Source organism: Clostridium sp. (assembly GCF_050717515.1).
GTDB lineage: Bacteria > Bacillota > Clostridia > Clostridiales > Clostridiaceae > Clostridium_AD.
Genome location: NZ_JBOITL010000022.1, coordinates 176,689 through 192,234, shown reverse-complemented (window position 1 = coordinate 192,234; position 15,546 = coordinate 176,689). Strand labels below are relative to the sequence as shown.

Sequence of the window (15,546 nt, the reverse complement as noted above, 5' to 3'; positions counted from 1 at the left end):
TTGCTGGCATGGCTCAACGGTAGAGCAGCTGACTTGTAATCAGCAGGTTGTAGGTTCAATTCCTATTGCCAGCTCCAAAAAAGTACTAAACATTTGTTTAGTACTTTTTTATTTTTTGAAAAATTACTTCTAACAATAAATAAAAAGTCTGACTATAATACGTCTACCTTTTTCTATTCTTTCTTTTATTAAACATTTACTAAGCTCAGTAATTCTCAATCACTTATATATACAGCCTTATCAACCATAGATTTATTGACAATTTTAGGTTCAGTGCTTATGGTGTACTATAGGTGCAATTGTAAAAGAAATATAATATATGCATTTAAGGGGGATTATATGCTTAAGAATAAAAAAGTTATATTTTTTGATATGGGTAATACACTTTTATATTTTCATTTTGGAAAATCAGATGAAGAGAAGGATAAGATAGGATTAAAACTTTTAACTAAATACTTGAAAGAATTTGATTGCAGAATAACTGTGAACGAAGTAAAAACAGAGTTCTACGATAAATGGAACAAAATTCTAGGCCTCAGAAAAGACACGTTAATTGAATATGAAGTAGATAAATTTTTAAATGAATTTTTAAAAGAATACAACGTAAATCTCAATCATGAGCAATGTATCAAAGCTATAGATATATTTTATTCAGAATATAGAAAACATATTTTTGTTGAAGAAGGTGTTTGTGAGTTATTAAGTAAAATTAGATCAAAAGGGTATAAGATAGGGATTATCTCTAATTCTTGTCGATATGATGAAGTTATGATTAATTGTTTTAAAGAAGCTAATATTGATTGTTTTATAGATAATTATACTTTCAGTTACTATTTTAAAATTTGCAAACCTAGATTAGAAATATTTAAAAAGGCTTTAGAAAAAATGAATATATCACCTAAAGAGGCTGTTATGATAGGAGACAATCTTAATGCAGACATTAAGCCAGCATTAACATTAGGAATGACTGGAATTTGGTTAAATAAAAATCTTAAAGAAAACAATACAAATATTTCACCACATATGGAAATATTAAGTTTAATGGAGTTAAATGAATATATATAAAGATGCTAGTGTGTATGAAATTTCCAACAGAATTATTGAATAACCTACTATAAGTACAGTAAATCAATGATAAAAGAATTATGGTTGTAAATTAAAATTGATAGAAAGAACCACTAAATGGACACCAACTCCATTTAGTGGTTCTTTCTATTTACTCAAATTTTTCTTTATTCTTATATCATCACAAAAGAATTTGCAAGCGGTAAAATTGCCAAGTAATCTAGAGGTTATTCTTTCAGAATAGGTATTCAATAAATTTTCAAGAGTTAAATTAGTAGAAACTAACATTTTCTTTTGTTTTAGTAACTTCGTATTAAGCAAATTAAACATTTCCATTTTAGTAAAATCTGAAATTTGCTCAGTACCCAAATCATCTATAATAAGTAAGTCACAATTTATTAGTAATTCCTCTAAAGAGCTGTCACCATTAAATCGAACTTCTTTTAACCCCTTTATTAATTCTTCCGCAGTCCTATATACTACAAAAAAGCCTTTGTCCATTAATTCCTTTGTAATGCAGTGAGACAGAAAAGTTTTTCCTGTGCCAGGACCTCCATAGAATAATAAATTTTCATCAGAATCGTTGAAATTTTTCAAAAAATTCATAGAAGTAGATAAAATCTTTTCCATGTTCTTTTTTGGAGATCCTGATGCATGTTCACTTTTTCTAGAAGGATAGTAATCAAGTTTAAAATTATCAAAATTATGAGTTTTTAACATGCCGCGGAGTTCAGAACCCGTGTAATAAACATCTATAACCTTTTGCTTAAAACAGGAGCATTTAGTATTTCCAATAAAACCTGTATCGCGACATTTATTACATCTATAATGTAAATTTAAGTACTCCATATCGAAACCATTAGAAACTAGTAGTTCAGATTTTTTCACCCTTAGATCTACTATTTTTTCTCTTAGATCACGTAAATATTCATCTCTATTATGGATGCTTTTCAAGGCACTAATAGATAATTCTATACAAAGCTTACCTATTTTGTGATCTAATTCAATAATTTCAGGATGAGTTTTTTCTATGTGAGTTTTTCTTTTTCTAAAGTCAGCCTCTTCTTCTTCTCTTATTCTATCATACAGTGCTAATATTTTCGTTTGGTACCCTTTAATCATTCTTATCCCATCCTAGTAATTTTTTTTCTAGTTCATCAAAGTCATAGGCTCTTTGTTCATAATCATTAAAACTTCCTTTGGCAGGTTTTCCACCAGCAGTATTATTTTTAGTAGTCACTAATCTTTTTTTATCTTTTTTCTCAATATCCTCTAGTGAGTTTATACCATCTTTAAACCAACTATTTAGAATGCCATCAATATATTTAAAATCAGCTCTATTCAGTCTATCAAAACAGATATCGCAAGCTTTAAATATTACTTCTAGGGAGAATTTATAAACATTAACCCATTTATCTAATATTTGTTCTTGAGGTTTCATTATTTCTGGGGCTTTTATTCCTAGGTAATTTAATATTTTCCTAATATTTATCCATTTATCCTCATGTTTTTTTATATAAGATTGGGCATCTTCAATATTTTTAATATTGGCATCATGCCATGCAATTGCAATGGTTTCAATATATCTATAGTCAACTTTACCTTTTGATACACAATATTGAATTAACAGAAGTATTAGCTCTGGGGCGAAACTGTAATCCTTTTGCCAGCTTAGGTACATGGTCATTTCTTTTGGTGAAAGAGGTTTGGCCAATAGTTTTTCAATATCTTGAAGCATACCTTTTATAGATGAATTGGCCAACTCTTCAAGCAGATTTATATTTTTAATATTTTCATCAGGAACATCTAGTAAATCTAGGAATTCAATATTAAAATTACCCATATTGTCAATGGGAGTCATTTTAATTATATTCTCGTCATTCCAATAGTTCCAAGCATTAACAACATCCGTCTCTAGGAGTCCAAGGGTATTTGCTATAACTGAAGATGTAGCACCTATTTCACCAGATGCACAATATTTCAGCCCAAGAAGGTAAACTTTAACGAACTCTCCCCTAGATCTGGGCATAAACTTATCTATAAAAATATTACTCACAGGAGTATATCTATAATTTTCATTTTTAAACATGAAGGTGCTCATAAAGTCACTACCTTTCTTTTTAGATTATGAACTATAATTTTAAACAGCAAAATTGCAATTTATTTATATGGTGTCCTTTATAAATTATATTTAATATCAAAGCCTATAAAAATTTTATTATTCAACTTATAGTATACCATATAGTTAAAGATAGAAATAAAAAAAATATTTCAATAATGTTTAAAATTAGACTTATAGGGCATATTAAGTAAGTGCCATAGGAGGTATAATGTTGAAGAATATAAGACGAAAAAAAATAAATGTAGGTGTTATACTCATAACACTTATGCTTACAGCTACTATTATGTATTTTAATGTTTATAGGTTTAAGGGCTATAAAGTTTCTATAGGGAAAAGTACCATAACCTATGTAAAAAGTAAGAAGGAGTTCAATAGAACATATAAGCAGTTTGAGAATGAGATAAAGTCTAAATATAGAAATGTAATTGTAAAAAAAGATTTCACTTTAGATAAGGCAAAGGTAGCTGATGTTGATATGTTTATAAGTGGTGATAACCTTAAGAAGGTAATGTTAAGAAAATTAGATGTAGTAGCGGATGGATTTCTAATGAAATCAGATAATAGAAAAATAGCATATGTGGCATCCGAAAATCAAGGAAAAGAAATTTTGAATTTTGTAAAAGACTATTATTCTAAAGAAATGAAGCTAAATAGTATTAAAAAAATAGACATAGTAAATAAAATCAGTTATGAATGTGTTGTGGTTAAAATAAGAAATTTATATGAAAGTTCTGAAATTATCAAAGAACTAGTAAAATATAACACTAGAGCACAAATACCATTTATAACTGTCAAAGTAGTAGGTAATACAAGTAAAGAGCAAGCCATATACCCAACTACAAATATAACTGCCTCTAGTACACTAATGAATGGGGTTACCAAGATTAAGTCTGAAGGTAAAGAGGGGATTAAAAAGGTTACTACTGAGATAATATCCCTTAACAATAAGAGGGTGTCTGAAAAGGTTTTAAAATCGGAAATCATAATGCCTGCGAAAAACAAAGAGATATACGTTGGAAATTATAAACCTGTAATAATTGGACTTACCAATATGAATAGTCCATCAAGAGGGAGCATAAGTTCAAACTTTGGTATGCGCTGGGGAAAAATGCATAAAGGCATTGATATAGCAGCGAGTTTTGGTGCGGCAATAAGTGTTGTATTAGATGGTACCGTTGCTTATGCAGCTTGGCAAGATGGCTATGGTAATGTAATAAAAATTAATCATGGAGGGGGAATAGAGACTACCTATGCACATTGTAGTGTTATCAATGTTAAAAAGGGTGAAGTTGTAAAATTGGGAGAAAAAATAGGAGAAGTAGGAAGTACCGGTAATAGTACGGGGCCTCATCTACATTTTGAGGTAAGAGAAAATGGTGAACCTAAAAATCCTCAAAAATACATAAAGTAAAAATAAATATATGAATAAAAATATATTAAAAGTAAAAAAATATATAATAAAGGAGTGATTTTATGCCATATAAAGAAATGAAGTCGCCAGCAAAAGAAAAAAATAATAAACCTAAAAAGCCAGAGACTATTGAAGATTCTGATATGCAGAAGAAAAAACGTAAGTCGGCAATAAGATTTGATGAATAAATAAAATACGCAATAGATTTAAAATATTTTTAATAAAAGGAGCTATCATGCTCTTTTTATTTTTGAAGAAAACAATTAATTACTATTAGCAGTATTTTGTATGGTAACATAAGTTACTGTGATTTTAGGTTAAATATATTATTATTAATATATAGAATAAATAAACAAATATTGGAGGAATAATAATGAGCGCTTTTTTAGCACCTATTCACACCTGGTTATTTAATAAAATTTTATTGGCAGAGGAATTAGAGAAAAGCTTAAAAGAAGTTTATATAGATAAATACAAAGACAGTGCAAAACAGGTGGTTGAGAAATCACTAGCTTATGGTAGTCCCATAGACATCACGAAAAATATAGAGGATATAATTGATAAATCAAATATACATGGTTGGTTACAAGATAAAATTAATAGTGTTGAAACTAGAACAGCATATGTAATAACAGAGATGATTAAAAAGTACGGAGAAGAGGCAGAAGCTATTGCTGAGTTAAGTTTTAAAAAGCAAGGTAAAAGTGTTGGAGAAACTTTAAAAGCAAAAGAAATGCCGGAAAATCCAGAAGAGTTGTATAACGCTCTTAATATTTATTTGTTAGAAGGCATGCCTTGTGATAGAGTGACAAGGATTATAAAATCAGAAAATAATGTATTAGAGTGGGAAACTACAAGCTGTATTCATAAAAAATACTGGGAAACGGTAAATGGAGATGTAAATATATTTTATAATCTTAGACATAACTTTATTAAAGCATTTATTGAGAATTCTAATGAAAAATATACCTATAATTTTATTGAGGGTTTAGAATATAAGGGTACAGGGGCAGTAAATCAAATTATAGGCAAGTAAATATTTTAAAAACTGAAGGCACCTTTAAGAGCAAAATAGCGCTAAGAATGTTTTAAACATTTTTAGTGCTATTTTATTTTATGATTTATAAAAAAAATGTTCGATTATAAAACAAATAGATGAAAACAAATACAAATAATGGTATAATATTCTTGTATTTACAATAATACATGAATTTTATTTACGATATCATTAAATTTCTGAAAATTATGAAAATTATTGTGCATTTTTTAAATAATAATACATAGGAGGCTAGGAAACATGGGTTTAAAAGAACAAACTATACATAGTGAGTATGAGCAGTTGCCTATTCCAATAATATCTTTTAATAAAGATATTAAAGTTAATTATTTAAATAGTGAAGCAAAAGATATACTAAAAAAGATAAATATATCTGAGTGTAGTGATGATAATAATGAAATAAAATTTGATATTCCAATTTGGCTTAATATAAAAACCCAAGAGTTTCTTAAAAGTGATGAGGAGTGGCAAAATTATATAAAAAAAATTGAAGCCAAAGAAACACTTTACTTCCTACAATTAATTTTTAAAAAGATACTTGATAAAGATAATAATTGTAATGAAATAAAATTAATTATAAATGATGTAAGTGAATATTTAGAATCAAAAGAGGAGCTTGAGAAAAAATTACAAGAAATGAGAAACTTATTTGAAGAACAATTAGTAAAATTAGAAAAAGTAAATTCTTTAAGCATTCTTGCAGCAGGGATTGCTCATGATTTTAATAATATATTAACTATAGTTTTAGGAAATATTTATATTATGAAAAGATATTTAAATATAAGCACTAATAAAGTATATAATAAAATTTATAATAAATTTTCACAAATTGAAAAATTAACATTACAAGCACAAGATCTTAATCAACAATTAATGAATTTTTCAAAAGATGGGGTACCTATAAAAAAAAATATATATATAAAAAAGTTAATTAAGAAGACCGCCAATATGGTATTAAGCGGATCAAATAATATGTGCACTTTTTCAATAGCTCAGGATTTATGGCCTGTGGAAGTAGATGAAGGGCAAATTCGCCAGGTCATTAATAATTTATTAATAAATGCTAAGCAAGCTATGCCAAATGGAGGCAATATTGAAGTATGTGCTGCTAATGTATATGTAGATGAAAAGAATAAAAACAATATAAAACAAGGTAAATATGTAATGATTAAAATAAGGGATAAGGGAAAAGGAATTCTTAAAGAAAATTTAGAAAGAATATTTGAACCTTACTTTACTACAAAGAATGATGGCACAGGCCTGGGACTTGCGGCTAGTTATTCAATAATTACCAAGCACAATGGATATATATACGCAGAATCGGAGGTGTTAATTGGTACAACCTTTTATGTTTATTTAATGGCTTCAGATGCAGAAGTGGTTATAGAGAAGATTAGATATGAAAAAGCCATACAAGGCACAGGTAAAGTGCTAGTAATGGATGATGATAAAAATATTAGAGAAATTAACAGACTTATGCTTATGGAACTAGGATATGGCGTGGATGTGGTGAAAAATGGTGAAGAGGCTCTTAAAGCCTATAAAAATTCAATTATACAAAATAATACCTTTGATGCCGTAATACTAGACTTAACAATACGGGGAGGTATGGGTGGAAAAGAAACCATTGTAAAACTTTTAGAGCTTGATACAAATGTAAATGCAATAGTAGTAAGTGGATATAGTAGTGATTCAGTAATGGATAATTGTAAAAATTATGGATTTAAAGACTGTATAAAAAAACCTTATACATTAGAACAACTGGGTAATGTGATTTACAGGGTTATAAATAAAATAAAATGATTTTAACATTTAAAACGCTTAATGGCGTTAGATGTTGAAATGTCGTTAAATTTTAAAAGATCATAGAGCATATAATCTCAGTTGTAATTTACTTTGTTTAGTTGTATGCTCCATTTTATCCATGTTATACACATATTAATAATTTTCATGAAAAACTCAGTTGTTTTTATTTTGGTGTAAATTTAGCACAAGCAAGTCCAGATGATTGCATTACTAGTATGGAAGGTAAATTTAAAGATTTGAAACCATAAAATTTACAACCTTTAGGGAATGCAGCATCCCAAGTTATATAGTAATATTTACATTTATAACAATTTATTTTTTCATTAACCATAAAAACTCCTTTTATAAAATTAATTTTATGAAAATTTAAAACATTGAAATTTAATTTAATAATAGCATATTTTAGCATATAAAAAAATAGATATAGTTTGTTTTAAAACATATATCTATTACAAAACAATAAAATGTTTAACGACATTTCAGAAGGAAAGTCTCCCACTTCTATAAGTGTGGATCACATACTGCAACACAAATTAAACTTCAGTGGGAGGGTAAATCGCCTTCTGAAGCCTTTAATTGCAGCACTGCAGGTGATGATTTAACCACCAAGAGTTACATCTTGCTGATTATACCAATTTAAAGCTGTTGATAAATGTTCGGGTTTGAAATCAGGCCAAAAGTCATCTATAACATAAAAGTCAGAGTATATGGATTGTAGTGGTAAAAATCCACTAAGACGCCGTCTTCCACCCCAACGAATAATTAAATCTACTCTAGAAATATCATTAGTTTTTATGCAATTAAATATATTACTTCTTTTGCTACTTTTATTTTTGCAAAGATTACTTAGATCCCATTCCCAACCATAGTTCACGAGAAAGTTTAGCTTTATACCTCCTTTTCCAAAAGTTCTACGCGAGGTATAAGGGAGTAGTTCTTTAGGAAACATAGGTGAGTCACTGTTGCCTACTACTAATAAATCGGCATCCTGTGTGCTTAAAAGCTTGACTGCATCTATGCAAGCTTTAACAAAAGCTTCCCTTTGCAAGGGTGGCCTCTTTGTATTATCAGTAGTAAACCCATAATAAGTTATTTCTTTTACACCCAAATCTTTGCAAAGTTTATATAGTGATAAACCAGGATCTAGTCCAAAGGTATATCCTTTATCTTTTGATAGTCCATTATCTACAGACCATCTTCTATTTCCATCGGGAATTACTCCGATATGATTTGGTATTCTCATCTTCATCACCCTTTATTTGTGAATTTTTATAACATATAAATCATAGTATCTCCACTATTACTATATTAATCCACGTTATTTATAAAAATAGACCACACTTCAGAAGAATATTGTTTAAGTTTTACAATAATTTTCTTGTTAAGGTATAGTTAATCTAATTTATCAAATATTAAAAATAATATTTATTTTTAATATAGATATATATTCCATAAAGGTATAAACTAGTAATATATATTTATATAGTGTACTGAAGGTTTTTATATATAGAAAAACTAAAAGTTGAAAATTCATTTTTAGATAATGTATAAAAATACTTTCAATTTATACTCAAGTAGTATAATATTATTTTAATATTGCTTTAAGCATATTCACATAAAATTTTATTTTATGATTATAATAGCAAGATAAGATAATTTTCTTATAAGTTGAGGTGAGTTAATGAATAAAACAAAAAGAGATATATTTGAGTCGGCAATAAAAACGTTTTCTACTAATGGCTATGATGGAGCTACTATGGAGGAGATTTCATCAAGTGCTGGAGTAGCTAAAGGTACGGTTTACTATTACTTTAAAAGTAAGGACGAAGTTTTTAAATATATAATTACTGAAGGGGTAGCCTTACTAAGGGAAAAAATAGAAACCATTATTACAGGTAAGGGAGAATACACATATAAATTAAGAGAATTAACCAAGGAACAGTTAAGATCGGTATATGAAAATAGGGATTTATTTAAGGTTATAATGAGTCAAGCATGGGGTGGGAAAATAAGACATTCTGAACTTAGGCAATTGATAAAGGGATATATGGAAGATATTGAAAAATTTCTAATCAAGGCTATGGAGGATGGTTCTATAAAAAAATGTGAATCTTCTTTTTTAACATACATGTATTTTGGAACATTAGGATCGGTAGCAGTTTATAATTTTATAAAAAACGATAGCATGAAACTAGATGAAATTACAGATAATTTTATGGAGAAACTAATGAATGGAATAAAATAAAAAAACACAGTAAGATAATTCTAGATAATAGAATGTCCTGCTGTGTTTTTATTTTGTAGAAAATTACAAAAAAATATTGACTTTATAATAAAAAAGTGTAATATATATATAGTGACTGACCAGTCAGTCGACAAATTGCCATCGCAAAAACTGCTGTAAAAAATAATTAAATACATAAAGGATGAGGTGATAATATGAACTTTTTAAAAGTGGCTGGGAGAGATATCTCAAGCATATTTAAAAATAGATTCATAAGGGTATCAGTAATAGCAATTATTATAGTTCCACTTTTGTATAGTTTACTTTATCTTGATGCTTTTTGGGATCCATATACTAGGATTAAGGATATGCCTGTGGCTGTGGTAAACCTAGATAAAGGAAGCACAAAGGACGGAGAAAAAGTTAACTATGGAGGGGATTTAGTAAATAATCTTAAACAAAAGGAAGAAGTAGGTTGGAGGTTTGTTACAAAACAGCAAGCTGAAGATGGAGTCAAGGGTAAAGATTATTATGCTATGTTTGTAATCCCAGAAGGTTTTTCAGAAAATGCGCTAAGTGCAACAAAAGGAAAACCCGTACAAGCTAAAATATTATATAGTGCAAATGAAAAGAGAAACTTTTTAGCAGCACAGATTAATGGCAAAGTATTAGATCAGCTTAAATCAGAACTAACAAAAAGCATGTCAAAGGGATATGTAGAAGTAGTATTTGACAGTTTGTATGAAATTAAAGATGGTATGAGAAAAGCTTCTGATGGAAGCAAAGAACTGGCAGACGGTTTAGTTACCGCAAAAGATGGTACCAGTAAGTTAAAAGATGGAGCTGGAAAGCTTAATAGCAGTGTTCCAGAAATGATGGATGGTGTAGGGAAATTACTAGCAGGTTCTAATACATTAACTAGTAAACTAGGGGAGCTTAAAGCTCAAGTGCCTACGATGGTAAGTGGAGTAAATCAGCTTTATGGTGGTGCAGACCAGCTGAAAAATGGATTGTCTCAGCTTAATAACCAAGTGCCAACTATGGCAACCGGGGTACAAAAGCTTAATGGGGCATATAAAACTCAAATTGTACCCAGCACTGGAAAACTTAAGGATGGAGCAGCGCAACTTGCTTTGGGACTGGGCGCAGCGAAAGAAGGAGTGGCTCAGTTATCAGGTGCAGCAGTTAAGCTAAATGGCGGTGGAGCACTTCTTACAGATGGCGCATCAAAACTTAATGCAGGATATGCTCAAATGAAACCAGGAATAACTTCTCTTAAAGATGGAAGTGGAAAAGTTGCTGGAGGAGTAGATGTTTTATTAGCTAATAGTAAAAAATCACAAGTAGCATTGAAGCAAGGAGTAGATGCTCAGCTTGGAGCATATTTAAAGGCTCATCCAGAAGCGATGAAAGATCCAAATATGCAAGGATTTTTATCTACACTAAGTGCATTAAATAAAACTTCTACAGATGAAAAGAACCTAGCTATGATTACTGAACTTCAAGCTGGTGCTCATAAAGTAGCAGCAGGAGCAGGACAATTAGAACAAGGGTCTACAGCCTTTGTAGAGGGTTCACAAAAATTTGCACAAAGTACTGTGGCTTTTGCAAGTGGAGCAGATCAGTTTTCAAAAGGAGCTGGGAGCTTTGCAGAAAAAACAGGTACAGCGGTGGTTGCAGCAACCCAAATTAGTGGAGGTCTAGATAAGCTATACTCTGCTATGAATGGTGAATTTGGAAATGGACTTTCACAGCTTAATGATAAGATTCCAACTTTAACTGGAGGGGTAAATAAGCTAGCTACAGGTTCAGGGGCTTTAGCAGGAGGACTTGCACAGTTTAATGAAAAAATGCCAGCGCTAGCAGATGGAACATCAAAACTAAGCGCAGGTTCAGCGGAGCTTACACAAGGGATTGGTACTTTAAATAGCAAATTACCTAAGTTAAAAGATGGGGTAAATAAGTTATATGATGGTGTTAATAAATTAGACGATGGTACCATTAAACTAGCAGATGGTTCTAAAGAACTTAATGAAAAGCTTGCAGAGGGATATAATGACCTTGGCGGTAGCTTAAAAAATGACAGTAAAACTATGGCAGCTACATTCTCAGAGCCAGTAGTTATGGATCAAAAACCAATAAACGCTGTTAAAACTTATGGGGAAGGATTTACTCCATATTTCATTCCACTATCCTTATGGGTAGGAGCTTTAATGATGTTCTTTGTAATTACAGACAAGGTAGATGAAGATATTAAAGCAAGCCCAGGGTCTGTAGTGGCAGGTAAGTTCGTGTCTTATGGAGCTATAGGATTTATGCAAGCAACACTTGCAAGTGGAGCTGTAATGTTATTGGGTCTTAGGCCGGATAATGTACTCTTATACTTCTTATTTAATATTTTCTTATCATTTGTATTTATAGCGATTATTCAGTGTATGGTATTCTTACTTGGACAAGTAGGAAGATTAATATCAATTGTATTATTAATTCTTCAACTTACTTCTTGTGCAGGTACATTCCCAATAGAAGTTGTACCAAAATTGTTTAGGGTCTTAAATCCGTTTATGCCATTTACTTATGCAGTATCTGGATTAAGAGAAGTAGTATCAGGTGTTGATTATGCGGTGTTTACAAAAGATGTAGCAGTGCTTGCAGCAATGTTGTTTGTATTCTTATTCATATCTATAGTAATGAAGGGACATGCAGATAAGGTTCAGAAATTAGTACAAGATAGAAAAGATGAAGCAGATGCCACGGCATAATTCAAATAAAAGATAAATTTAAAAACACAGGCTAATTTATAAAAATTAGCCTGTGTTTTTTACTTGTTACAGTATGAGTCACCTACTTATAGAGGTAGGTGATTTTCCTTCTGAAATGTCGTTAAACTTTTTTCTGTAACCGCACTTTCTACACAATTCTTCAACCGCTTCTCTTCTTGAAAAACCATTAAAAATGTCTTTTGCCCTTTTGTTTTCAATTATTTTGGAAAAAGAAGTTTCATGAATATTGCCTAGGTTAATTATACCTTCTCCATCAAGGCAGCAAGGGACCACTGTGCCATCTACTAATATGGCTACTTGGTTTCTAAGACCATAACAAAAACCTGGGCTATTATCTTCTGTTACGTTTAGAGCTGGCCATTGAAATTCATGATCTTGATTTAAATATACTTTATCGCAAATTTTAATGCCTCGCCCTGGATGTATTTCTTCTTCAATTTTATAAGGCAGATCGAAGGCATTTTCAATTACAGAAAGTAAGTCGCGATTTTTCTTAGCCTTAAGATTAGTGGTATTATCTACATCAAGATTCCATAACCTTAGTGAAAATAAAGTATCAGTGGTAGCTATAGCTTGTTTCACGAAGGAAATAATATTATTAACATATTCATCCTTACAGGTTGTACCTTCATTCCCGTCAAAGCTATGTAAAGAAAAATTAATTTGCCTTAGAGAGGGCTTTAAGATTATAATGTCTCGAACTTTGTTTATTAGAGTTCCATTGGTGGTTATATTAACCTTAAAACCTTTTTCATAACTTAAATCCAAAAATTCATCTAATTGTGGATGTAAAAGTGGTTCGCCTTTAACATGGAAATATATATAATCCGTATGAGATTTTATCTGGTCTAATATTTTACTAAAGGTTTCTAGACTCATAAACTCAGGAGACCGCTGTGTTTGTGGGCAGAAACTGCAACGAAGATTACATACATTTGTAATTTCTATATAAAATTTTTTAAACTTTTTTATTTCTTTCATTGTTTTCCTCCAATATATGTAAATATATAAATAGTAATATAATAATATCTACATATATTGTAGCATATAAAAATTTCAAACTATGATGTATTATAAAAAATTAATATACCCGTTCATGTTAATAGGCTCTAGTTTATAAATGAATAATAATTTAGTATACAGCTAAAAATATAATTAACATTGAAAGGGAGGAAGAAATTATGGCGTTATTAGGAAATCCATTTGTTGCAAATGTACCAAGGAAAATGTCAAATGAAGAGTTAGCGCAAGCAATTCGCGTGGACATTGCCGGTGAACTTGAGGCTATAATAGGTTATGAAGCCCATGTAATGTCTACAGATGATGAAAATGTTAAAAAGGTTTTGAATCATATTGCAGATGAAGAAAGAAGGCACGTTGGGGAACTGGAAGAAGTTTTATACATGTTATCTCCAAAGGACTCTCAGTTTATGGAGGAAGGCAAACAGAAAATTAAAGATCAAAAGGCTCAAAATTTTCAGCAACCAATGCAGTAATATTTAAAATTAGAATATTTGTTTGTAATAGGGTTATTTTGCCATCATATAGGGTGGCATTTTTCTTGTTAAAAATTTTTAGTAGCCTTTTTATACTCTTCCTCAAGAATACTCATATTAATTAAGGACCAATACTCATCATTTATTTTTCTGAAATCTCGTGAGGTTCCCTCGATCTTGAAGCCAACCTTTTCATAGCAAGCTATGGCTGATTTATTAAAATCAAAAACACCTAAATACACCCTATGTAATTTAAAAGTTTCAAATGCTATAGCTAGGATGCCATTAATCATTTCCATACCAATGCCTTTATTTCTAAGACTTTCATTCCCTACTAGAACTCTTCCTATACAGGCAGAGCTATTTACTAAATCTATGCCAAGTAGTTGGATATGACCTACCATTTCATTAGTATCGGCTATTCTAGCAGTAAACATTAATGTTTTTGGATTTTCACTGGACATCATATTTATCTCATCTTGTAGTTGATCTTTTGTTAAAGGGAATGTATAAGCTGGACCTGCCCATTGAAGCAGAAATTCTTTATTGGGAATCCATGATGCTAAGGTTCCCACATCACAAGTTTTAAATTTTTCAAGTTTTATTAACATAATTTATTCCTCCATTAAACGTGATTTTAATTCGGTGTTACATTTATCTAAGGCATAATTGCCGAATTAAATTTTGACTTGCATTTAATTTATTTATCAAACAAGGCAGTGTCAAGTCTATGCTTCAAACTATCAGTAATCTCAGTTAAAGGCAATCTTACTTCCGCCGAATTAATAATACCTAATTTATTTAGACAGTATTTAATTGGTGAAGGGTTAGGTTCTTCAAATAACAGGGGGATGAATTTAGATAGAACTTTCCACTTTTCAAGTGCTGATTGATGATTATTATTTTTCATAGAAGTATAAACCTCAATAAAAGCTTCGGTGTTTAAGTGTGAAGAAGCTAGTATTCCACCATCACCACCAAGAGCTAGAGTGGTATAAAATAATATATCTTCTCCTGTTAAAATGGAGAAGTTTTTCGGAGGATTTAGGAGTAGATTAGATGTTTGTTTTATATCACCACAGGAATCTTTAAGAGCAACTATGTTTTTCAACTCTGATAACTTATAAATAGTGTCATTTTCGATGTTTCTACCAGTTCTATAAGGTATGTTATATATAATAATATTTAAATTGGTGGCTTCTGAAATTTTTAGAAAATGCTCATATATACCTCTTTGGTCAGGCCTATTATAATATGGACACACAGATAATATTCCATCAATATTATGCTTTTCTACTAATTTCAATTGATCAATAACTTTACTTGTGCTATTACCGCCAAGTCCTATAAAGACTGGAACACGGTTATGATTATATTCCATAGTTTTTTCTATTATTTCCTCGTATTCATAGTCAGAAATAGTTGGACTTTCCCCGGTAGTACCTAATGGGATAATTCCACTGATATCTTTAGTTAAATAGTGGTCTATCATTCTTTTGTAAGAATTAAAATCAACTTTGTCATTTATAAATGGTGTTATAAGTGGAACATAAACGCCTTGAATTTTCATACTGTACCTCCG

General features: G+C 30.3%; 15 protein-coding genes and 1 tRNA gene. 9 read left to right on the top strand and 7 right to left on the bottom strand.

All coding sequences use genetic code 11. The features are described from left to right. The first annotated feature begins 2 nt into the window (after window positions 1–2). Both ACREV6_RS08005 and ACREV6_RS08000 read left to right on the top strand, forming a co-directional pair. Window positions 3–77: transfer RNA gene (locus ACREV6_RS08005), tRNA-Thr, on the top strand. Window positions 78–339: 262 nt separating this feature from the next. After that, on the top strand, window positions 340–1,065 hold the full coding sequence (locus tag ACREV6_RS08000; RefSeq protein ID WP_431577486.1) for an HAD family hydrolase: 726 nt from the start codon (window positions 340–342) through the stop codon (window positions 1,063–1,065). 147 nt (window positions 1,066–1,212) lie between these two features. On the opposite strand, the gene ACREV6_RS07995 is transcribed toward ACREV6_RS08000, so the two are convergent. Further along, window positions 1,213–2,187 (bottom strand): ATP-binding protein, encoded by a 975-nt coding sequence (locus ACREV6_RS07995; protein ID WP_431577485.1) that lies wholly within the window; start codon window positions 2,185–2,187, stop codon window positions 1,213–1,215. Next, window positions 2,180–3,166: a DnaD domain protein gene (locus tag ACREV6_RS07990; protein WP_431577484.1), complete on the bottom strand. Its 987-nt coding sequence runs from the start codon at window positions 3,164–3,166 to the stop codon at window positions 2,180–2,182. Before ACREV6_RS07990 ends, ACREV6_RS07995 begins: the two co-directional genes overlap by 8 nt. A gap of 229 nt (window positions 3,167–3,395) precedes the next feature. Between ACREV6_RS07990 and ACREV6_RS07985 the strand changes: the two genes are divergently transcribed. The 4 genes from ACREV6_RS07985 (at window position 3,396) to ACREV6_RS07970 (ending at window position 7,458) form a co-directional block, all read left to right on the top strand. After that, window positions 3,396–4,598: a M23 family metallopeptidase gene (locus tag ACREV6_RS07985; RefSeq protein WP_431577483.1), complete on the top strand. Its 1,203-nt coding sequence runs from the start codon at window positions 3,396–3,398 to the stop codon at window positions 4,596–4,598. A gap of 62 nt (window positions 4,599–4,660) precedes the next feature. Beyond that, the gene (locus ACREV6_RS07980) at window positions 4,661–4,786 is read left to right on the top strand and encodes a hypothetical protein (protein ID WP_431577482.1); all 126 of its coding nucleotides are present in this window, start codon (window positions 4,661–4,663) and stop codon (window positions 4,784–4,786) included. A gap of 185 nt (window positions 4,787–4,971) precedes the next feature. Next, on the top strand, window positions 4,972–5,634 hold the full coding sequence (locus ACREV6_RS07975) for a hypothetical protein (RefSeq protein WP_431577481.1): 663 nt from the start codon (window positions 4,972–4,974) through the stop codon (window positions 5,632–5,634). A 261-nt stretch (window positions 5,635–5,895) separates the two neighbouring features. Then, a complete protein-coding gene (locus tag ACREV6_RS07970; RefSeq protein WP_431577480.1) occupies window positions 5,896–7,458 on the top strand; it encodes a hybrid sensor histidine kinase/response regulator in 1,563 nt (520 codons plus the stop codon). 166 nt (window positions 7,459–7,624) lie between these two features. On the opposite strand, the gene ACREV6_RS07965 is transcribed toward ACREV6_RS07970, so the two are convergent. Then, window positions 7,625–7,792, bottom strand: a complete 168-nt coding sequence (locus ACREV6_RS07965) for a uracil-DNA glycosylase (RefSeq protein ID WP_431577479.1) — start codon at window positions 7,790–7,792, stop codon at window positions 7,625–7,627. A 267-nt stretch (window positions 7,793–8,059) separates the two neighbouring features. Then, complete coding sequence (locus ACREV6_RS07960) at window positions 8,060–8,704, bottom strand: undecaprenyl diphosphate synthase family protein (protein ID WP_431577478.1); 645 nt, start codon at window positions 8,702–8,704, stop codon at window positions 8,060–8,062. Between the two features lie 438 nt (window positions 8,705–9,142). On the opposite strand from ACREV6_RS07960, the gene ACREV6_RS07955 reads away from it, so the two are divergent. Beyond that, window positions 9,143–9,706, top strand: a complete 564-nt coding sequence (locus tag ACREV6_RS07955) for a TetR/AcrR family transcriptional regulator (protein ID WP_431577477.1) — start codon at window positions 9,143–9,145, stop codon at window positions 9,704–9,706. 194 nt (window positions 9,707–9,900) lie between these two features. After that, a complete protein-coding gene (locus ACREV6_RS07950; protein ID WP_431577476.1) occupies window positions 9,901–12,447 on the top strand; it encodes a YhgE/Pip family protein in 2,547 nt (848 codons plus the stop codon). A gap of 78 nt (window positions 12,448–12,525) precedes the next feature. Here the strand turns inward: ACREV6_RS07950 and ACREV6_RS07945 are convergent, their stop codons facing one another. Then, window positions 12,526–13,440, bottom strand: a complete 915-nt coding sequence (locus ACREV6_RS07945; RefSeq protein WP_503417270.1) for a radical SAM/SPASM domain-containing protein — start codon at window positions 13,438–13,440, stop codon at window positions 12,526–12,528. Between the two features lie 209 nt (window positions 13,441–13,649). On the opposite strand from ACREV6_RS07945, the gene ACREV6_RS07940 reads away from it, so the two are divergent. Then, complete coding sequence (locus tag ACREV6_RS07940; RefSeq protein ID WP_431577474.1) at window positions 13,650–13,964, top strand: demethoxyubiquinone hydroxylase family protein; 315 nt, start codon at window positions 13,650–13,652, stop codon at window positions 13,962–13,964. 68 nt (window positions 13,965–14,032) lie between these two features. Here the strand turns inward: ACREV6_RS07940 and ACREV6_RS07935 are convergent, their stop codons facing one another. Continuing rightward, complete coding sequence (locus ACREV6_RS07935) at window positions 14,033–14,575, bottom strand: GNAT family N-acetyltransferase (RefSeq protein ID WP_431577473.1); 543 nt, start codon at window positions 14,573–14,575, stop codon at window positions 14,033–14,035. An 89-nt stretch (window positions 14,576–14,664) separates the two neighbouring features. Then, window positions 14,665–15,534 (bottom strand): 4-hydroxy-tetrahydrodipicolinate synthase, encoded by an 870-nt coding sequence (dapA, locus tag ACREV6_RS07930; RefSeq protein ID WP_431577472.1) that lies wholly within the window; start codon window positions 15,532–15,534, stop codon window positions 14,665–14,667. Window positions 15,535–15,546: the final 12 nt, after the last annotated feature.